This is a genomic window from Paenibacillus sp. EB106-04-04-XG159 (assembly GCF_058791835.1).
In genome coordinates this window covers 228564-248260 of sequence record NZ_JBYTDY010000004.1, presented here as the reverse complement: position 1 = coordinate 248260, position 19697 = coordinate 228564, and the positions used below count along the sequence as shown (strand labels likewise).

Annotated in this window: 20 protein-coding genes; 4 read left to right on the top strand and 16 right to left on the bottom strand. The window is 50.8% G+C overall.

The window, feature by feature from the left end; all coding sequences use genetic code 11:
* Positions 1 to 28: 28 nt before the first annotated feature.
* From pduL to eutL, 5 genes are read right to left on the bottom strand one after another with little or no spacing between them, the layout of a single operon-like run.
* Positions 29 to 811 carry a phosphate propanoyltransferase gene (gene pduL / locus AC3WTP_RS07065; protein ID WP_492393875.1) on the bottom strand — a complete coding sequence of 261 codons (783 nt, stop codon included), beginning with the start codon at positions 809 to 811 and terminating at the stop codon, positions 29 to 31.
* Positions 812 to 823: 12 nt separating this feature from the next.
* Positions 824 to 1111 (bottom strand): BMC domain-containing protein, encoded by a 288-nt coding sequence (locus AC3WTP_RS07060; protein WP_492393874.1) that lies wholly within the window; start codon positions 1109 to 1111, stop codon positions 824 to 826.
* 54 nt (positions 1112 to 1165) lie between these two features.
* Positions 1166 to 2656 carry an aldehyde dehydrogenase family protein gene (locus AC3WTP_RS07055; RefSeq protein ID WP_492393976.1) on the bottom strand — a complete coding sequence of 497 codons (1491 nt, stop codon included), beginning with the start codon at positions 2654 to 2656 and terminating at the stop codon, positions 1166 to 1168.
* Positions 2657 to 2671: 15 nt separating this feature from the next.
* Entirely contained in the window at positions 2672 to 2959 is a 288-nt protein-coding gene (locus tag AC3WTP_RS07050) for a BMC domain-containing protein (RefSeq protein ID WP_492393873.1), read from the bottom strand.
* A 19-nt stretch (positions 2960 to 2978) separates the two neighbouring features.
* Positions 2979 to 3632 carry an ethanolamine utilization microcompartment protein EutL gene (gene eutL / locus AC3WTP_RS07045; protein ID WP_492393975.1) on the bottom strand — a complete coding sequence of 218 codons (654 nt, stop codon included), beginning with the start codon at positions 3630 to 3632 and terminating at the stop codon, positions 2979 to 2981.
* A gap of 654 nt (positions 3633 to 4286) precedes the next feature.
* Here eutL and AC3WTP_RS07040 point away from each other — a divergent pair.
* Positions 4287 to 4574 carry a CD3324 family protein gene (locus AC3WTP_RS07040; protein ID WP_458568847.1) on the top strand — a complete coding sequence of 96 codons (288 nt, stop codon included), beginning with the start codon at positions 4287 to 4289 and terminating at the stop codon, positions 4572 to 4574.
* Positions 4575 to 4664: 90 nt separating this feature from the next.
* Here the strand turns inward: AC3WTP_RS07040 and AC3WTP_RS07035 are convergent, their stop codons facing one another.
* From AC3WTP_RS07035 to AC3WTP_RS07025, 3 genes are all read right to left on the bottom strand, one after another.
* On the bottom strand, positions 4665 to 4796 hold the full coding sequence (locus tag AC3WTP_RS07035; RefSeq protein WP_458568848.1) for a hypothetical protein: 132 nt from the start codon (positions 4794 to 4796) through the stop codon (positions 4665 to 4667).
* Positions 4797 to 4903: 107 nt separating this feature from the next.
* Complete coding sequence (locus AC3WTP_RS07030; RefSeq protein WP_492393872.1) at positions 4904 to 5254, bottom strand: hypothetical protein; 351 nt, start codon at positions 5252 to 5254, stop codon at positions 4904 to 4906.
* A 2-nt stretch (positions 5255 to 5256) separates the two neighbouring features.
* On the bottom strand, positions 5257 to 5562 hold the full coding sequence (locus tag AC3WTP_RS07025) for a hypothetical protein (protein WP_492393871.1): 306 nt from the start codon (positions 5560 to 5562) through the stop codon (positions 5257 to 5259).
* Positions 5563 to 5706: 144 nt separating this feature from the next.
* Here AC3WTP_RS07025 and asnB point away from each other — a divergent pair, with 144 nt between their 5' ends.
* Positions 5707 to 7554, top strand: coding sequence for an asparagine synthase (glutamine-hydrolyzing) (gene asnB, locus AC3WTP_RS07020; RefSeq protein WP_492393870.1), 1848 nt, complete (start codon positions 5707 to 5709; stop codon positions 7552 to 7554).
* A 97-nt stretch (positions 7555 to 7651) separates the two neighbouring features.
* Here the strand turns inward: asnB and AC3WTP_RS07015 are convergent, their stop codons facing one another.
* The 5 genes from AC3WTP_RS07015 to AC3WTP_RS06995 all read right to left on the bottom strand — a co-directional run bounded on the left by AC3WTP_RS07015 (position 7652) and on the right by AC3WTP_RS06995 (position 15107).
* Positions 7652 to 10102 (bottom strand): glycoside hydrolase family 38 N-terminal domain-containing protein, encoded by a 2451-nt coding sequence (locus AC3WTP_RS07015; protein ID WP_492393869.1) that lies wholly within the window; start codon positions 10100 to 10102, stop codon positions 7652 to 7654.
* Between the two features lie 849 nt (positions 10103 to 10951).
* Positions 10952 to 12244: a homocysteine synthase gene (locus tag AC3WTP_RS07010; protein WP_492393868.1), complete on the bottom strand. Its 1293-nt coding sequence runs from the start codon at positions 12242 to 12244 to the stop codon at positions 10952 to 10954.
* A gap of 201 nt (positions 12245 to 12445) precedes the next feature.
* On the bottom strand, positions 12446 to 13090 hold the full coding sequence (locus AC3WTP_RS07005) for an XTP/dITP diphosphatase (protein WP_492393974.1): 645 nt from the start codon (positions 13088 to 13090) through the stop codon (positions 12446 to 12448).
* A gap of 15 nt (positions 13091 to 13105) precedes the next feature.
* Entirely contained in the window at positions 13106 to 13870 is a 765-nt protein-coding gene (rph, locus tag AC3WTP_RS07000) for a ribonuclease PH (protein ID WP_492393867.1), read from the bottom strand.
* A 151-nt stretch (positions 13871 to 14021) separates the two neighbouring features.
* Positions 14022 to 15107: a GerMN domain-containing protein gene (locus AC3WTP_RS06995; protein ID WP_492393866.1), complete on the bottom strand. Its 1086-nt coding sequence runs from the start codon at positions 15105 to 15107 to the stop codon at positions 14022 to 14024.
* 206 nt (positions 15108 to 15313) lie between these two features.
* Between AC3WTP_RS06995 and AC3WTP_RS06990 the strand changes: the two genes are divergently transcribed.
* Complete coding sequence (locus tag AC3WTP_RS06990; protein ID WP_492393865.1) at positions 15314 to 15949, top strand: phosphatidylglycerophosphatase A family protein; 636 nt, start codon at positions 15314 to 15316, stop codon at positions 15947 to 15949.
* 82 nt (positions 15950 to 16031) lie between these two features.
* Here AC3WTP_RS06990 and AC3WTP_RS06985 read toward each other — a convergent pair whose 3' ends face one another.
* Entirely contained in the window at positions 16032 to 17123 is a 1092-nt protein-coding gene (locus AC3WTP_RS06985; protein ID WP_492393864.1) for an MBL fold metallo-hydrolase, read from the bottom strand.
* 233 nt (positions 17124 to 17356) lie between these two features.
* On the opposite strand from AC3WTP_RS06985, the gene AC3WTP_RS06980 reads away from it, so the two are divergent.
* Positions 17357 to 17773: a hypothetical protein gene (locus AC3WTP_RS06980; protein ID WP_492393863.1), complete on the top strand. Its 417-nt coding sequence runs from the start codon at positions 17357 to 17359 to the stop codon at positions 17771 to 17773.
* 173 nt (positions 17774 to 17946) lie between these two features.
* On the opposite strand, the gene AC3WTP_RS06975 is transcribed toward AC3WTP_RS06980, so the two are convergent.
* Both AC3WTP_RS06975 and AC3WTP_RS06970 read right to left on the bottom strand, forming a co-directional pair.
* Positions 17947 to 18666: a ThuA domain-containing protein gene (locus AC3WTP_RS06975; protein ID WP_492393862.1), complete on the bottom strand. Its 720-nt coding sequence runs from the start codon at positions 18664 to 18666 to the stop codon at positions 17947 to 17949.
* A 55-nt stretch (positions 18667 to 18721) separates the two neighbouring features.
* On the bottom strand, positions 18722 to 19690 hold the full coding sequence (locus AC3WTP_RS06970) for a sugar phosphate isomerase/epimerase family protein (protein ID WP_492393861.1): 969 nt from the start codon (positions 19688 to 19690) through the stop codon (positions 18722 to 18724).
* Positions 19691 to 19697: the final 7 nt, after the last annotated feature.

Genomic DNA, 19697 nt, shown 5'->3' with positions numbered 1-19697 from the left:
CCATTGCTCCCTTCCATTCCATCGTCTATCATGAACACCACTCCACGACATCCCCTGTTGACAGAAATGCCGCATTTGCTTCATCCAGATCGATATGATAATCCAATCTATAACGCGCATCCACTCTTACGATGACGTCCGAGAAAACGAGTGGCCGCCCATTAGAAGCGTTCGCAATCGTTCGCAGCTGAATTCTGTCTCCCTGCTGCACCTGAAACAGCTTGGCATCATCCGGTGACATATGAACATGGCGCTTCGCAATGATCAATCCCCGCTCAAGCCAGAGTGTACCCGCAGGACCCAGCAGCATCACTCCCGGCGTCTGTGCAATATCGCCAGACAAGCGAAGCGGCGTCTGAATGCCTAACTGAAAGCTGTCCGTTCGGGATATTTCTACCTGACTATGCTCACGCACGGGTCCGAGCACACGCACGTTATGCAGCTCTCCCTTAGGCCCCCGCAGCGTAACCTTTTCGGCTGCAGCGTATTGCCCTTCCTGCGACAAGGCTCGCTCAAGCGTCAACTTGTGCCCAGCTCCGAATAACATTTCCACATGCTCTTGGGACAGATGCACATGCCGATTCGAGACCCCCACCGGAATTGTGGGAACATGCCGCTCAGCGGAACCGCTAGAACTCCTCGAATCTCCTGTACCCCTTGAGTCCCCGTCACCGCGCGCCAGTCGGATGCCCCTAGATTTAAGAAAGTCTGCCGCTGCTGGCGTCAGCCTCTCCTCTTCTCCCAAGGGATACGGATTAGGGATTCCCTTAGCAAGCATCGCGCGGAGTTGCGTTTCGGTCACGAATCCCATACCGGTTCTCCTCTACCCTTCGAGCTTAGGCAATATGTATTCAATATCCGTATGCGGACGAGGGATAACGTGTACGGACAGCAATTCCCCTACCTTCTCTGCCGCCGCAGCTCCTGAATCAGTCGCCGCCTTCACGGCGCCCACATCTCCCCGCACCATAACCGTGACTAAGCCGCCTCCGACATGCACCTTGCCGATCAGCTTTACATTAGCGGCCTTTACCATTGCATCCGCCGCTTCAACTGCGCCGATCAAGCCCTTCGTTTCGATCATTCCGAGTGCAGACATTTCTCCTGCCATAACAACGCCTCCTCAACCGTATTCATTTTATTCGTACGAGCTGTTGATCACATTCTATGAATGCTGCACTTCTGCTAGCACTCTTTTTACAATCGCCAGCACTTCTTCACGACTGATCGATCTCGCATTGCGCTCAAGGTCATGGATGCCACCAGACTCCGATAGATTCATAGACTCTTGCGGCTTACTAGATGGAATATCCCGTATCCCGAATGCCACCCGCTTAATATTCATCAGATGCTGTGGACCGATATTATCCGAAGTGATGTTATTGCCGTAGGAGCCGCAGCCAAGCGTCATTGAAGGGAAGATCCCTGTACTCATGCCGATTCCGCCGAACGTCGTCCCTGAATTTACGACAATTCGCGAAGCGGGCTTCTTCAGCCCAAAGGCTTCGATCACCTGCATATCCTCCGCATGGATACCGAGTGTATGCCCTAATCCGCCAAGCGCAAGCAATTGCTTGCACAGCTCGCACCCTTCTATTTCATCCTCTACCGTATACAGTGCCAACAGCGGACATAGCTTCTCGATGGAAAATGGAACCCCCTTGCCAACCTGCTGCTCCTCCGCGATAAGCAGGCGCGTATGTGCTGGAATTGTGATGCCGGCCATCTCGGCGATAGCCTGTGCTGATCTGCCCACTATTCGCGGATTCAAGCCTCCGTTCAGCAGGATCAGCTTGGATACTCGCTCCTTCTCCTCATCTGACAAGACATAGCCGCCGAGCTTCACTAACGCCTCTCTAACCGCTGGCTTAACAGCTCGATCCACAACAAGCGCCTGTTCAGACGCGCATATCGTGCCGTGGTCAAATGTCTTGCTCTGTACAATCAGCTCCGCCGCTCGAGCAATATTGGCGCTGCGGTGAATGTATACCGGCACATTGCCGGGGCCTACGCCATAGGCAGGCTTGCCGGAGCTATACGCAGCCTTCACCATTCCCGTGCCGCCGGTCGCCAGGATCACGTCCGTGTCACGGTGCTTCATCAGCTCCGTGCTCGCTTCGAGCGTAGGCTGCGTCAAGCACTGGACCGCATATGCGGGCGCACCTGCGCGCTCGGCTGCGGCTTGCATGCGCATCGCCGCTTCCAGCGAGCAGCGCTTCGCCCCCGGGTGCGGGCTTAACACAATCGCGTTGCGTGCCTTCAAGGCGATCATCGCCTTAAACATTACCGTCGAGGTCGGATTCGTTGACGGTACGATGCCGGCGATGATCCCGACTGGCTGCGCAATCTCCCATACCTTGCGCGCTTCATCGCGGTGGATAATGCCTACCGTATGCAGCGGCCGTATCGCCTCGTAGATGTCGCGCGCGACAAATTCATTCTTCGCCTTCTTATCCGCCACATTGCCATACCCTGTTTCCTCTACCGCAAGCTTCGCCAATGCCTCGGCTTGAGAAGACGCCTCACGCGCCATCTCGTCGATGATGGCATCGATCTGCGCCTGATTGAGCTCTTCAAGCGCTGCTTGTGCTTGCTTGGCTCGCTTAAGAGCTTCCCTAACCTCTTGAATGGACAGTAAATCCGGATCCATGTCCACCATAACTCCTCCTTCCTACAAGGCTCTTCCCCTTATCCATTCACTCAGCTGTCCATCAGGCCGCGCGATGACGTGGGTTGATAGCAGCTTGCCTACTCGTTCAGCCGCGTCTTTGCCAGCTTCCACTGCGGCTTTCACGGATGCCACATCACCAACGATATAAATGGTCACGATACCCGCATCTACCTTCTCATAGGTCTGCACCTGCACATCGGAAGCTTTCGCCGCCGCGTCAGCGGCCGCAATCAAGGCAGGCACTCCCCACGTCTCGATCATCCCTAACGCTTCCTGCTTACCGGCCATAGCTCACACCCTCCATCCTTCATCGCAATGAGTGCGGTGTCTGGGCAATCTCTTTCACCTTATCGCGGAATGCCTTCGCTGCGGCAGTGCAAGCCGATTGGCTTCCGGTCAACAAGCCCCCCGCAAAGTTCGTTTCTGTCGGCGGCCCGTAAAAGGTTTGCAGCGTCACATCCGCAGCCTTCAGCGCGGCGTCCAGCCCGGCAATCGCCTCTAGGGGCGGAGCGATCAGATAAGCAATCGGATCGCCTTCCTGCACGCCAGCGATTCCGGATAGATATCGCCCTGACCGTGAGATGACATGGGCGTAATAAGCGTGGCTCGCATCCTCATTCAGCGAATAGAAGCATGCGCCGCGCTCCATAACCTCCATTGCCGCATCCAGACCGCTCTGCACCTCTGCTGGGTTATCGCCGCCAATGATGCCAATAAACTCTCCAGACAGCGGACCAGACGCATGTGCCGAGCCGGCATAAAAGGACTTGGCATACACCACATCAACCGCCGCTCGTTTCGTGGCTTCATCAATAGCGGTATAGCCCACATCGTCGATGCTTGATGTTATCAGGCCCAAGCTGCGAACGGATGCTTCCAGATTCAGATGCCTGGCAAGTCCCGCGTCCACATTCGGAATAATTCGCACGGCTAGAGGGACAGCGCGAATAGGTTGATCCAACACACGCATGCAACTCCGTTCCTCATTCGAATTGGAAACATAAAGACGCCAAGCCAATTGAGAGCGAGTAATCGCTTTCAATCGACAAGGCGCCATTGCCTCAATCATGTACTTGTATGATCAGCATATGAAGGACAACTGTGATTATTCCATGAATCAGCACAATTACTTTGCCTATAGAGCCGCGACGATAATATTTTGTAAAGAATACTTGTAATTGTTCTCTCCATTGATTACCAATAATCGCTATGGTTAACTATAGTTAGCCGGCCGGCTTAATCCTGTAGAAAGGAGTTGGTTCCGTTGATCAAACATTATGAGGTGATCTCTGCGTAAGCAGAGAGAAGCCAATGCAAGGAAAGGAGGCGTCCAACGCGGCGCCTTCTTTCCCCAATATAATATGTGCTAGAATGGTCATTTTTGCAAAAGTAGAACTTATCACGAGGTTCACAATGCCCCGTTAACCTAGTGTAAATAAATATCCCGCAGGCGGTTGTCTGCGGGACGATTTCGTTGTAGCATAGTAATATGTGTTATCCAAATAATTCAAATATTCGAGAGGAGGCGTAAGCATGTTGAATTTCATCGATTTCAATCAACAAATCGCATGTTCCAACGTGAAAGGCATTAAAGGTATCAAAGGAGGTAACCAGGGTGGGTTACGTAAACGGAAAGGATATTCTTCCGGCTAGTTTGCTGCGTGAAATTCAAAAATACGTTCAAAGTGAATTAATTTATATACCGCGTGAGTGCGGACATATTCGCGCCGGCTGGGGAGACCAGAACGGCACAAAGGAAAGTCTAGCTAGACGTAATCAGCAAATATTCGAGCTCCACGCAACAGGTGCATCCATTGACGAATTGATGAATCAGTTTCATCTCTCAAGGGACAGCATCTATAAGATTGTGCTGAAGACACGAAAGATGGTTCAAATGCAGTGAGGCCGAGAGATCGTACTCACTCATGGACCATCATATATAATCATTAAGATGCCCCGCCACGTTGTTGGACTGGGGCATCTTGCAGCATTCTTACTTGTTTCTGCCCAGCTCCCAATGGTTTTTAGCACCGGGATGCTTCAGGTTTTTCGCGAGTACAGCCTCCGCATGTTTGCGTTGATGGACGTATTTGTTGCCTTTATTAGACTTGAATTGTTCTGTCATGTAAAGCCCTCCTTCATTGGGTTCACTTCGAGTTCATTTCAATTCCATAAAAACTGTACTTTCATGATGCTTTATGCTGCTGCTCATCTGACTCTACTTCTTTACGCCTACTGCCCGAACTGCTGCTCCAGCTCGCTGCGCACCTCATTGCAGGACAATAGATTGTCCAGAAAATGCGACTGCGCATTCCAGTCCATCCCAAAAGCCTGATGATCCACAAACATCTCACTCGATCCTGGGATTACCGTTTGCGACAACGAATAAGTATACCAACCCTCCGGCGCATCCCCTTGGTTCTGTGTGATCTTTACAACCTCAAACCCTCCGCTCTGGATAGGAGCTATATAGGCAATCAGATGACCGTATTCTGGCTGCAATGGCACCACTTCAACAGAAGCGCAGACGCGTCCATTCAAGTCCGCCTTCCCGCGATAAAAAGCTTGCTGAATCTCAAGCATGATTAGCTTCCCCCTATATGATGTTCAATAAACGCTCTTGTATTGGCAGTTCCCAGCCGATACAGCTCTCGATACAATTCATGTAGACGACGCTCATATTGTTGATTAAGCTGGTCGTTCGTTTCCTTCGTGAAGAGCATAAAGTGCTCGAACATGGCATCCGACTCCTCGTCCGCCACTTGACCCATCAGCTTGTACAGCTGATCGACCTGAGCTTCTGTCGCCTCAATTTCCAGATCAACGCCTTCTGACGGCTCCGGCAATATAGTCCGGTGATGCACCGAAACATAATATTTCCTGTAATCCATGGCAACACTCCTTTTTTCATAGCATCTCCCGATGGACATACATCTTATGCCGATTTCTGCATACCCATGTTATTATCTTGATTTGCCGGCAAACCGGTTCATTGGTCTTCTGGGAAGTTACGGAACGGAGAGGATGAACAGCACATGTGTGGAATTACTGGATGGATTGATTGGAATCGGGACCTCACCCAACATACAATCGTCTTGGAGCAAATGACCGAAACTTTAACAGCTCGAGGACCGGATGCCAGAGGTACCTGGATTGCCGGTCCATGCGCGTTTGGCCACCGAAGATTATCGGTAATCGACCCTGAGAACGGTGCTCAGCCTATGATCCGTCAACATGAGAGTGGATTATATTCCATCGTTTATAACGGAGAATTATACAATTTTATCGAGCTCCGAGCGGAGCTGGCGAGCCACGGGTATACCTTCTTAACGAATTGCGATACGGAAGTGCTGCTGAATGCCTATATTCATTGGAAAGAGCATTGTGTAGAGCGCTTTAATGGCATATTTGCGTTCGCCATATGGGATGAGCGGGAACAGAAGCTGTTTATGGCGCGTGATCGGCTCGGAGTGAAGCCGCTCTTCTACAGTGAGGGCAGCGGCTGGCTGGCCTTTGGTTCAGAGCCTAAGTCCCTGCTGCAGCACCCTGACGTTCGTCCTGAGATCGGAGCGGAAGGGATTGCGGAGATCTTTCTCGTCGGACCTGCGCGCACACCAGGGCATGGAGTTTACAAATCGATGTGTGAGTTAAGAGCTGGGCATACGCTGACATTCGATCGCGATGGCAAGCATATAGCAGCTTACTGGCAATTGCGCAGCATCGAGCACGAGCACGATGCGGAAGAAACCGCACGCGCGGTGCGTGAGCTGCTCATTGATACGGTGGAAAGACAGCTCATCTCTGATGTGCCCGTCTGTACCTTGCTGTCAGGCGGACTTGATTCAAGCGCCTTAACCGCGCTGACTGTACAGTCCTACAACAGAAGAGGCATGGGGCGAATTGACACCTATTCGATTGATTATGTAGACAATGATCTCTTTTTCAAAGCGCATGCTTTTCAGCCTAATGCGGATGAGCCTTGGATTCGCCGTATGGTGGAAGAGTTGAATACGAACCATCATTGGGTCAAATTCGATACTCCTGAGCTGATCGCAGCATTGGAACACGCGGTTCAGGTTCGCGATATGCCAGGCATGACAGATATCGACAGCTCGTTGTACTTGTTCTGCCGTCAGATCAAGGAAGGCGCAACCGTTGCATTGTCCGGCGAAGCGGCGGATGAAGTATTCGGCGGATACCCATGGTTTCATCGCGAAGATGCCTTGAACGCCAATACATTTCCTTGGGCGCTCGCAACGAAGCTCCGCTTAAGCCTGCTAAAGCCCGAAATAGCCGAGTGTATCAAGGGGGAGCAATACGTCGCGGATCGATATACGGAAGCGCTGAATGAAGTCCCTAAGCTCCCGGGAGAGGATCATGCCGCCGCGCGCATGCGTGTGATGTCCTACCTGAATATTACGCGCTTCATGCCTACTCTGCTGGATCGCAAAGACCGCATGAGCATGGGGTCTGGCCTCGAAGTGCGCGTACCATATACGGATCATCGGCTTGTGGAATATGTCTATAACATTCCATGGGAGATTAAGACCTACGGCGGTCGTGAAAAGGGCATCTTGCGCAAAGCATTGGAAGGCATACTGCCAGATGATGTGTTGTACCGCAAGAAGAGCCCTTATCCGAAAACGCATAATCCGAGCTATCTGCATGCGGTGAGAACGCTTGCGCTGGAACGGCTCAGCGATTCCAGCTCCCCGCTTCACACCTTCATTAACGCGGATCGAATTCGCGAGATTGCGGCTTCCGAGGAAGCCAGCTCCCACCTGCCTTGGTTCGGCCAGCTCATGTCCGGTCCGCAGCTGTTCGCCTACCTGCTGCAGGTTGATTATTGGCTGCGCACCTACAAGGTTCAAGTCATTCTGTGAAATAGGCATTCATGCATAAGAAAGAGCCGCTGAATATGAGCGGCTCTGTTCTTTATGAGTCATATGGGTGCATGTACGATATCCCGAATTCGTGATATCATCGTGTTCTCCACGCTAGTATTCCTGCATTCATACTTTCGCAAGCTTCAATTGCTTTCTCTGGTGTGTGATAAGCCTCGCCCCAAGCTACATTATAGCGGAATTCATAGAAGCCTCCTAAAGTTGGCGCAAAGTTCGTTTCCCAGTAGTTGTTCATTGGCCAGGAATACAGATGTGCTGGATCTGATGCCAGCTTAGCATGACCGCTCAGCAAACGGGACTCATACGCTAAAGATCCCAGCTGAATCAATGGTGTATCCGGCAAGGCAATGACGATACCTTCCGACTCACCCACGTAAGCAACCCCTTCACCAGCACAATAATAATCCGCCAATGAGCCGTCGAGTTGATCTATACGCGGACGGACCAGCGCACCGGCCTTATCGACCCACAATTGAGGATGATCTACTGCAATCGGATTGCCAAACGGCAGTGATACGTACAGGTTCTCAGGATCCCAGACGCTGTCCTTATGCAGTCGTACCGCAACATCAACTCGAGGTCGATCCGCATACGCTGTGATCAGAAGCGAATAATGGCTGCAGCCGTCTACTTCATATGTCAGCTGAACCTTGCCATATACGGCTCCCTGTTCGACAACAGCTGCATTCGTGAGCTTTCCTACCGAAATCTGCGCATCGGCTCCTTTACGATTGCGTCCCATCTTGCGACGAACCTCGTTCATGTCCGATAAACCATTCGCCTTCGTGACATCATATACCGGTGTAAAGGCGTCGTGATTCCGATCCTCGCGCAGCAGATCACGATTGCTTTGCTTATCGACCCAACTTGTGATCCCTTGCCCCTTCTTCCACTCAATACGGACATAAGGAGTTTCAAGATAGACAGGTGTTACAAGCATCGTTTGCTCTTCTGGTCCCAGCATATCACTCATCCGATCAGAGCCTACATAGTCATTGCGGAACGCAGTCTTCACTGGTACCTCGCTCACCGGCTGAATCTTCAATACCCGTTCCTCTTTTGGCTGCAGCACCAGCGGCACACTCACGACAACTCCGCGTGAGACAATTGCCATCTGTGATGGATATACGGTCTGATTCTGCTCATCAATTACTTCAAATCCATTTTTGATCAAGTCATAGTGCCAAGATTCCATGATCAGATGAGCAACCTCATTCTGTTCTATTTCAAATGGATTATGAACCTTGAACTGCATCGGGCGGTCTGGAGACAGCAACGCATCTCCTTTTGCTTCCAGAATATCATAGAGTGCAGTATGCGCTAGTCTGCTCGCATTAGCCGCGTAGGCTTCCTTCCGCACGCCAAGCTCCTGGACGAACGGATTCCATGGCTCGCTCACGGAGGAATGGTAGCCCCATGTGTGCTCAGCAAATAGTGCCAGCTCATATTCGATGTCACGGATTCGCGCCTCTGAGACGATTTGATGCTCCGGATCCAAGCACTTCACCTTGTGATACACGCGTTGCGCTTCACGGAATATCTGCACATGCATAGGCGTTGAGCATGCACCGTCTGTCCACCAGTCAGGCCAGTCACCGCGATGCACAGCAATCGCATCTGGGTGATGCTCCGCATATTGACGAAGCTCTGCAAAGAAATCGTCCAGTGTAGCTGGCACAATGCATATGTCATCGCCATACTTCTCGTTCCATGCATTGACGAACTCCATCATCTGCGCATTCGGTGATCCATTATCCGTTGGCAATCCCGACAGCATAACAGGTACAAACGGGAATTCATAGCCATCCTCAGTCAATCGCTTGAGGTAACGCTTAATCCTTACTTCTGCTATTTCAAAGGTAACGCCTTTGCTTGCGTCCAGCTCATCCTTGATCGTATACGATCCTCCCAAGCCTGGCATCAAGCCTAAGTCATTACCGAACATATAATGCTCACCATTCCAGACTAAGAGGTGATCCCCATTTGGAGTCTCCCACCAAAATGGCTGCTGCTTTTTCCACAATGGGAACATCGAGTGATGAGTGTGTATACAGGTGAAAAAGTTTTGGATGCCTGCGTCTGCTAATACTTGTCCGTAGCCCCAGCCAAAGCCTGTAATGTCTGCAGTCATCGCAGAACGAACCGGTACCTGGATGCTGTCGCCATATGCTGTAATTCGTTGAATCACGGCTTCAAGCATTTCCTTGCTGATGAGCTCGCCAAAGTTAAGATAAGTACCAGACAAGCCCATATCGCCGCGTTGAAATGCAGCCTTTAACTGTGCCTTTTCCTCTTCACTCGCCTTCTGCAAGAAGGATTCAACAGGCCAGAACGTTTCACATACCCACTTATAGCCCTTCCAATCCGGTCGACGACCAGCTTCAATCTCTTGGAAAATACGCAATGCTTGGCGGATATAGTCCACATGGTACTGCTGAATCTTTTCCTGTCTTTCCGTGTAGCCTACATCTGTATGCGAATGTTGGATCGCAAATATCTTCCATTGTTTTCCGTTAGTTGTCATCATTTCTGTCCTCCCAAATCTCATAGTTGAATTAGCCGAACGGCATCATGTTGTGTAATGAAGCTTCAGCCCATAAGCCACTAGCCAAGAGTCCATGGTCCAGATGTCCTCTGAACAAGATCCCAGCTTAAGATCGGATGAATTAGCTGATTGCTCGCTCCAAATATGGAGATCTGCATCGATCATATATTTTTTTCATCGTGATGACTTCCTTATAGATATCTAATAGGATTATAAACATCATGATGCAGATTCGCTTCCGTAACTCGGTTTTACCCCGTTATCGCGCATACTCATGCTTGCTCCACACTCCGTAACGGGGTTATTACCCGTTAACTCACCCGCGGGACTCCGTTCGCATGCTGATTCGCTTCCGTAACACGGTTTTACCACGTTATCTCGCATCTTATGCCCGCTTCTCACTCCGTAACGGGGTTATTCCCCGTTAGCTCGCACGCGGGGCTCCGCCAGCATGCGAATTCGTTTCCGTAACACGGTTTTACCACGTTATCGCGCATCTCATGCTCGTTTCTCACTCCGTAACGGGGTTATTCCCCGTTAACTCACACGCGGGACTCCGTTCACCTGCGGATTCGCTTCCGTTACACGGTTTTACCCCGTTATCGCGCATCTCATGCTCGTTTCTCACTCCGTAACGGGGTTATTCCCCGTTAACTCGCACGCGGGGCTCCGCTCTCACGCCAGACTCTGTTCGAGCCGCGCAGCACTTCTCAAGCTGGACGTGAGAAAGAGCTTGCCGAAGGCATGCAAGCTGCGAAGCAAAGAGAAAGGCCGCCCCTTACAGCGCTTTCGCAGCTGCTATAGGGCGGCCTTCGCCATATATAAATTAGATTATACCTGACTTGCTCGAATCGCTTGGTCAAGATCCGCAATGATATCCTGGATGGATTCCGTTCCGATGGACAAACGAATCATACCCGGTCCAACGCCTGCAGCAATCTGCTCTTCCGGACTTAGCTGCTGGTGCGTCGTGCTCGCTGGATGAATGATCAGTGACTTCGAATCGCCAACATTCGCCAGGTGAGAGAACAGCTTCACGTTCTCGATCACCTTGCGGCCTGCTTCAACGCCGCCCTTGATCTCGAACGTCATAATAGCGCCTTTGCCGTTCGGCAAATACTTCTCAGCCAGCGCATAAGACGGATGGTTCGGAAGTCCGCAATAGCTGACAGACTCAACACCGTCATGCTTATCGAGGAACTCCGCCACCTTCTGCGCGTTCTCGCTGTGGCGCTCCATGCGCAGGTGGAGTGTCTCCAAGCCTTGAATGAGCATGAACGCATTAAACGGCGACAACGCCGCTCCCATATCGCGCAACAGCTGCACTCGAGCTTTAATGATATAAGCGATAGGACCTACTGCTTCGGTATAGACTACACCGTGATAGCTAGGATCCGGCTCGGTCAGGCCTGGGAACTTCCCGCTTGCAGCCCAATCGAACTTACCGCCATCCACGATAATACCTCCGATGGAAGTACCGTGTCCGCCGATAAACTTCGTTGCCGAATGCACTACGATGTCAGCGCCGTGCTCAATCGGACGCAGCAAGTACGGGCTCGGGAATGTATTGTCAACGATAAGAGGGATACCATGCTCATGCGCAATCGCCGCAACAGCTTCAATATCCAGCACATCTCCCTTGGGATTGCCCACTGTTTCCGCGTACAACGCCTTTGTCTTCGGCGTGATCTTCTTGCGGAAGTTCTCAGGGTCTGTCGGATCTACGAAATGAACCTTAATTCCCAGCTTCGCTAAAGTCATAGAGAACAGATTGTAGGTTCCGCCATATAAGGAAGCCGCGGATACAATCTCGTCTCCAGCTCCCGCGATGTTCAAGATGGCATACGTTATCGCCGCTTGACCGGACGCCGTCGCAAGTGCTGCCGCGCCTCCTTCAAGAGCCGCTACACGCTTCTCAAGCACATCAGTCGTTGGATTCATCAGACGCGTATAAATATTGCCGAATTCCTTCAGTGCAAACAAGTCCGCAGCATGATCTGCGTCGCGGAAAGCGTAAGAAGTCGTTTGATACAACGGCACTGCGCGAGACAGTGTGGTCGGATCTACTTCTTGTCCAGCATGAATAGCCAATGTTTCTAAGCGGTATTGCGTGTTGTCACTCATAAATTCGGCCTCCAATCCCAATGATTCCACTAGTGTATAAGTATAGTAATTTTGAAAAAGACACCTCTACAAGATGATCTTGTGAAGGTGTCTGTTCTACTCTCATAAATGTACTTCATTATACCAAAAATGTCCATACCCAAATAAATTAATCAGATTACTTGGGATTAACAAGCGATTTGCAAGTGAATTGCACGTAAATTACAAGATGGACAGACGCTGAGTCAACAGACGAAGCGCTTCGCCGCGATGGCTAATCCGCTGCTTCTCCTCCGGAGTAAGCTCCGCCATCGTGCGATCATATGACGGCACATAGAACAACGGATCATAACCGAATCCATTGTTGCCGCGCGGTTGATCAATAATCTGCCCATCAACCGTGCCCAATGCTTCATAGGCCCGCTTTTTTAACGGATCGTACAGCACCAATGCGCATACGAATTGTGCTGGACTCAGCAGATTCTGCTGCTCCTGCATCTTATTCTCGTCCTGGCAAGCCGTATCGCATGCAGGCAGCGCATGAAGTGATGCAAGCAGCTTAGCGTTGTTTGCCTCGTCATTGCCGTGCTCACCCGCATAGCGTGCGGAATATACTCCAGGTTCTCCATTTAGCCGATCCACACATAGCCCTGAATCATCCGCCAGAACGGGCATCTGCAGCGATTCAGCAACCGTCTTAGCCTTCTTCAGCGCATTCTCCAGAAAGGTTTCCCCATCCTCTACAACATCAGGAATAGCAGGATAATCGGCTAGGCTCTTCACTTTCAAACCAAGCGAAGAAAACGCATAGGCAAACTCACGGAGCTTGCCTGCGTTTCTCGTCGCTACAATGATCGTATCTCCCATGATCGGCACTGCGTATCAGCCCTCCTTGCTCAGGCTTGCAGCGCGAGCGGCGATCTTGTCTGCAATCGGACCAAGAACCGCTTTCTGCTGTTCAATCACTTGCATGATGCCGTTCTCAGCCAGCTCAAGCAGCTGATTCAGTTCTTCACGGGAAAACGGGCTTTCTTCGCCTGTACCTTGAACTTCTACGAACTTCCGGCTTCCTGTCATGACGACATTCATGTCAACCTTAGCGGACGAATCCTCATCGTAATTAAGGTCGCACAATGGGCGTCCTTGGATGATGCCTACACTTAATGATGCAAGGAAGTCGGTAATTGGAAATTTTGATAGATGATGCTGTTCTGCAATCTTATGTACTGCTATCGCCATAGCAACAAACGCGCCTGTAATCGATGTTGTCCGCGTTCCGCCATCTGCTTGGATGACGTCGCAATCCAATGTGATCGTGCGCTCGCCAAGGGCATGAAGATCGACGACTGAGCGCAGTGCTCGACCGATTAAGCGTTGAATCTCCATTGTGCGGCCAGTCAGCTTGCCTCGTGCAGATTCACGCTGGTTTCGTACATGCGTTGCGCGCGGCAGCATCGAATACTCTGCCGTTATCCAGCCCTTGCCTTGGCCTTTCATAAAAGGTGGAACCTTCTCGTCTACTGTAGCCGTACACAGCACTTTCGTGTCGCCTACTTCAATAAACACGGAACCTTCCGCGTATTTGTTTGTTTCCGTGCGAATTGTGATTGGGCGGGTGTCCTCTGCTCTGCGTCCATTGCTTCTCATTCAAGTGCCTCCTACATTGCTCCATACTCTGTGCGGGGATGCTACGCTTCCCACGTAGTGTTTCGATTCATTTCAAGTAACATCCCCTATTCTACCAAATTCCATAAGGAAAAGCATCTTGGCACCTTAAATCACTGCGTATTTTTCAACTTTAGCCTTTGCTCGCCTGATTCACCGATGGTCTTGTTACAGGCTGCGAATAGTCTTTGTCGTCTGTACCGATAATATCCTTCATTCCGTTCATCGTAATCTGCACTTTAGACACATCCGGCAGCTCGGTTAATGTAAGTACAACTGATTTTAACAAGTCAGAAGGAATCTTATCGCCCTGCCCAAACATATTGTCGCTGAGATCGACGGTAATCGTGTCGCCATTGCGCTCAACATGCTTAATCTGGGTTCCCTCTGTTGCAACCATGGACATCGCCTTCTTATCCTGCGGACCTTCGATAATCTGTTCAAGCGCTGTCTTTGCCAGATCATCGGATGGATCGACGAGACGTGTGACCGGGATATAGTACGGTTTGCCATCCATTGTTAACGAAGTAAAATAAACCATAACAGGCATCGAGTTCATATAACTGACTTCGTCTGCGATCTCTAAGTTAATACCGAAGCTGCGATTCAGGTTCGAGTCAAGCGGAATTCCGCCCACAGGCATTTCAGTGAGCTTCTGTGAGTCCATCCAGAGCTGCACCTGCTGCACATCCTTCATCGAAGTCAGCGTCCACGTTATAGACTCGAGAATGCGGCGTTCCTGCTCAGCCGAATATTGTTTGAATTGTCCTGAAAATTCAACCACTGCCAGCTTCTGCTCAGGATCGATCGTAACTTGCTTCACTGAAGTTCCCTTCGGTAAAGTGCCGCTAAAGCCTTGTGGAAGCTTAGCCGCATTCGGACTGCCTTCTACCAGAAGATCAAGTCCCGCTTTCGCTAGGGATACATTATCTTTTGCTTCCAGCTTGTAAGACACCGGCGCTAGATAGCCGTTTTGGTCTTTCAGATATACCGTCATGTTTGTATCTGCCGTTTGATCATGAATCAGACTTGTCCCTGATACACCTGCGGAATTATCTTCAACTGCGCGCAGCATCTCAGATTCAACATCGGTAGGAGGGGCGTCAATGGCGCTGTCACCTCCACAAGCGGCTAGACCCATCGATAAGGCAAGCATGCAGGCGGCTGCTCCATAGCGGAGCTTTTGGGTACGGGATACAGAGTGCGATGAATGATTCATTCGGAACTTGAACCTCCTTGAATATCGGAATTTGGATGCACGCGTTCAAACCTGCATGTGCTCTAGGCTTGAATATCGCATGTTTGTCCTATATATACGAGAAGGTTGTCCGAAACATGACAAGCATTTGCAATTTTGGCGTAAAACAGGCATGCTAAAGAAGTATGCTCAATGGGTTTATAAACCAATCTATAGAGGTGACCGAAATGACTCCTAAACACGAAGACAACAATTTGACGCAAGACGCGCATTTGCAGCCTGCTGATTATGTCCCTGAGCAGAATAAACCTTACAGCTTGAATAGTGAAAAAGTAGAGGAAGCGACGCGTGAATGGCTGCAGAAGCGCGGGGTTTCATTAGACGATATCGCAGAACTAGTGCTGTTCCTGCAACAGAAATATTATCCTGAGCTCACGCTTGAATACTGCCGCTACAACATTGATCAGGTGCTTATGAAGCGCGAAGTACAGAATGCGGTGCTGACCGGCATCCAGCTCGATCTTCTTGCGGAGGAAGGCAAGCTCATGCCTGCACTTCAGGAAATGGTGGAAAACGATGAAGGGCTGTACGGTGTGGATGAAGTGCTGGCGTTCTCGATTGTGAACGTGTACGGCAGCATCGGCTTCACGAACTTCGGATACGTTGACAAGTTGAAGCCCGGTATCCTGGAACGTCTTAACGATAAGCACGACGGTCAGATACATACATTCCTGGACGATATTGTCGGTGCGATCGCAGCGGCTGCGAGCAGCCGTATCGCTCACCGCAAGCAGGCGGAGCGAGAAGAAGATATGGAGAAGATGCGCCAGATCGCAAAAGCACAGGAGCAATCCAAGAACTAATGAAGAAGAACTACAAGCTGCTCTCTGCACAAACAGGAAGCAGCTTGTTTTATTCTTGATAAATGATTATAGAAGGTTAGTGTTAAAGCGCGTGCCAGTGTACGCAGCCATCGCTATTATCGCTGCCATCTGTCTTCACGGCTGCCGCCTGTCCGCGGCGCTCCAGTTCTCTCAGATGGGCAAGCGTTTCCCCCATTGCGAATCGGAATTGATGCACGGTCAGCTTGCCTACCGATCCGAAGGCGCGCAAGCATATCTCGTATGCTGTCATTGGCGCTTCCGTAAGCCACAGCAGCCACTGCGCCAACCGTTCCTCATGATGGAGCTTCAAGTATTCAATTCTGCTGGCCGCATGACGGAAAGGATGTCGATGCCCCGGCAGCACAAGCGCTGCTGGAAGCTCTGCCAGCCGATCCAATCCCGCCAAATACTGCTGCAGCGGTTCAGGCTCACTATTCGGCAGCAGGCTGACATTCGGCGTAATCTGCGGCAGAACATGATCACCAGCGAGCAGCACGCGATGCTCCGCATCATAGAAGCTGATATGTCCCGCAGCATGTCCTGAAGTCTCAATGGCTGTCCATTTTCGCCCACCCATCATTAGCTCTTCGCCATCACGCACGTATGTAACTTCAGGCAGTGGATGAACCTGCTCCATGAAGCTGTCCATATGGTTCTCAAGCTGCTCGGTCATTTCGGGAGGAAAACCTTGTTCCTGGAATAATTGAATCAAGGCCTCTGTCATATCGTTATCAGGGCCCCACAGCATGAGCGCGTGACGATAGCCTTCCTCTGACAGCAGCACGACTGCTCCCGTCTGCTCCTGAAACCAGCCGGCGAGCCCCATATGATCCGGGTGATAGTGAGTAAGCACGATACGTCCAATCCGCTGAACTTGAATGTTCATTTCACGTATAATATGCTCCCATACCGCTCGCGCAGTCGGGGTGTTCAACCCTGGGTCAATCACTGTCCACTGCTCTCCGTCAAGCAGCATATAGGCGTTCACCCACCGCAAAGAATAGGGAACCGGAATTCGAATCTGCCAGATTGCCCCCGCTGTTGAATCATACTCCCATTCCGTAACAGACCAGTTCTCTCCTTCTAATAGAATCCTACCAGCATGCTCTATTCCGCTGTCAATCGCAGCTCGATCCCGTCCTTCCGATGGCATGTGTACTCATCCTTATCTTGTAATTATGTTCCTATTATCCAGCATACACGATCCTGCGCTGCGATGCGATCCTATTGAACGAACATAGCGACAGCGAAACCGCTAATTTCCAAAGACTCAAGCCCGATTCCTATTGAAAATGGACGCCTGCCTGCAATAGCTTTCAATCATCCAATCACTTCACTGTTAAATGTCATACATATAATCTAACCATAAGAAAAGGAGGTTCACTGATGGCGAGATTATTAGATGCACGAACATCGCAGAATGCTTCCGAAAATAACATTAATATTCCAGTAGAGAGAGATACGCAGACGCTGTTTGCACAAGTCGGACTGGATGCGGCTGGTGCAGTCGGGGTGATTCGCGCAACGATGACAGGTATGATCGCATTGGAAATTACACGTCCAAATACCAATGTCACGATAACCATTGTGCGCGGAACGATGGCTACAGATCCGGTTGTACTGAAGCTTTCCACAACGGTTTCAGACAGCGGCGAATGCCCGCTTATACTGGCCTTTTCTGGCGCTGATTTCGACGTGCCGTTTGCACCGGAGATTGTATACACCGTATTCCTGCTCGTTAATCGCAAGGGCGTCACACGTACGGGTCCAGAAAGCTTCTTCACCCAGCTCTATTCCGACTAATCGGTTCTCCAGTGAAACTCATAGCAGCAACTTGTCACCCTCTATTGCAGGGTGATTAGCGTCATGCCGTCGGTTGCATCGTCTCCGCCGGCTTCTTCTACGAATGCTCCAACTATAAAACAAGAAGGCAGGTGGAGACCATCTCCAACACTGCCTTCTTATTTGTCTGGCTCTTATGCTTGTTCAAGCGGCTGAGAATGTCCGTAAGCCGGATACTTTCTTGTAGACGGCTTAGCCCATTCCACCGCATTGCGAATAACGCGTTGAATCTGTTCATTATGATACGTCGGATACGTCTCATGACCTGGGCGGAAATAGAATACCTTGCCCATGCCGCGCTTGTACGTACAGCCGCTGCGGAATACTTCGCCGCCAGAGAACCAGCTCACGAATACGAGCTCTTCCGGCTGCGGGATGTCGAAGTGCTCACCGTACATTTCCTCAGCAGGAAGCTCGATGTATTCACCGATTCCTTCCGCGATCGGATGCCCTGGCGTCACAACCCATAGACGCTCCTTATCGTTCGCTTCGCGCCATTTCAGGTCACAGGATGTGCCCATCAGCTTCTTGAATATTTTCGAGAAGTGACCGGAGTGCAGCACGATCAGCCCCATGCCATGAAGTACACGATTGTATACGCGCTCGACTACAGCATCATCCACTTGATCATGCGCCATATGTCCCCACCAGATGAGAACGTCAGTGTCATTCAACACCTGTTCCGTCAAGCCATTCTCAGGCATATCAAGAGTAGCGTACTGAACGCGGTAGTCGCCTTCGAGCGGCTCTCCTATCGCACCGTGAATACCCTTTGGATAGATGTCTGCTACTACTGGATTCTTCTTCTCATGTTGGTATTCATTCCAAACGGTCACTGTCAAAGGTTGAGTCATGATTGTATATCTCCTTTATTTAAACCAATATCGTAGCCAGTTAGCAGATGAAGGGTTATACCCACCACATCTCGCCAAGCGGTTCCTTCATTAAGATAGGCTGCAGTGCGTTGACCGCTTTCGTGAAGCCTTCATCTACCGACATCAAGCCATCTTCATGCTCAATGCTGATGACATAGTCATAACCTACGAGGCGCAGCTCGCTTATGATATCAGCCCATGTCTTCGCGTCGTGGCCGTATCCAACAGTGCGGAACTGCCATGCGCGGTCCAGCATATTCGTGTACGGCTGCATGTCTGTAATACCATGCATATTGACATTGATCGGATCGATCGTTGTATCCTTCGCATGGAAATGGTGCAGCGCACCTGCGCGGCCAAGAATACGGATCGCTTGAACCGGATCAATTCCTTGCCACCACATGTGGCTAGGGTCAAGGTTCGCACCGATCACGTCGCCTACAGCTTCACGCAGCTTCAACAATGTACCTGGCGAGTGAACGGAGAATCCGCCGTGGAGCTCCAGACCGATCTTGATGCCGCGGTCTGCAGCGTACTTGCCGACTTCCTTCCAGTAAGGAATCACTTTCTCCGACCACTGCCATTCGAATACTTCACGGTAATCGTTCGGCCAAGGAGCAACCGGCCAGTTCGGATACTTCGCGCCTTCATGATCTCCCGGGCAGCCCGAGAAGCCATTCACAACAGGCACGCCAAGCTTAGCAGCCAAGTCGAGAGTAGCCATGAAGTCATCATGGAACGACTTCGCGATCTCCTTCTGCGGATGCAAGGCGTTGCCGTGACAGCTCAATGCGCTAATCGTCAGATTGCGTGAATCAATCGCATCCTTGAATGCTTGCAGCTTAGCTTCATCTGCAAGCAGCTCATGCGGGTTGCAGTGCGCTGGGCCAGGATAGCCGCCGCAGCCGAACTCAACAGCTTCAACGCCTTTGGCTGCGATTGTATCAAGTGCTTCTTCAAGCGATAAATTTCCATATAGTACAGTGAATACACCTAGTTTCACGTTGAGA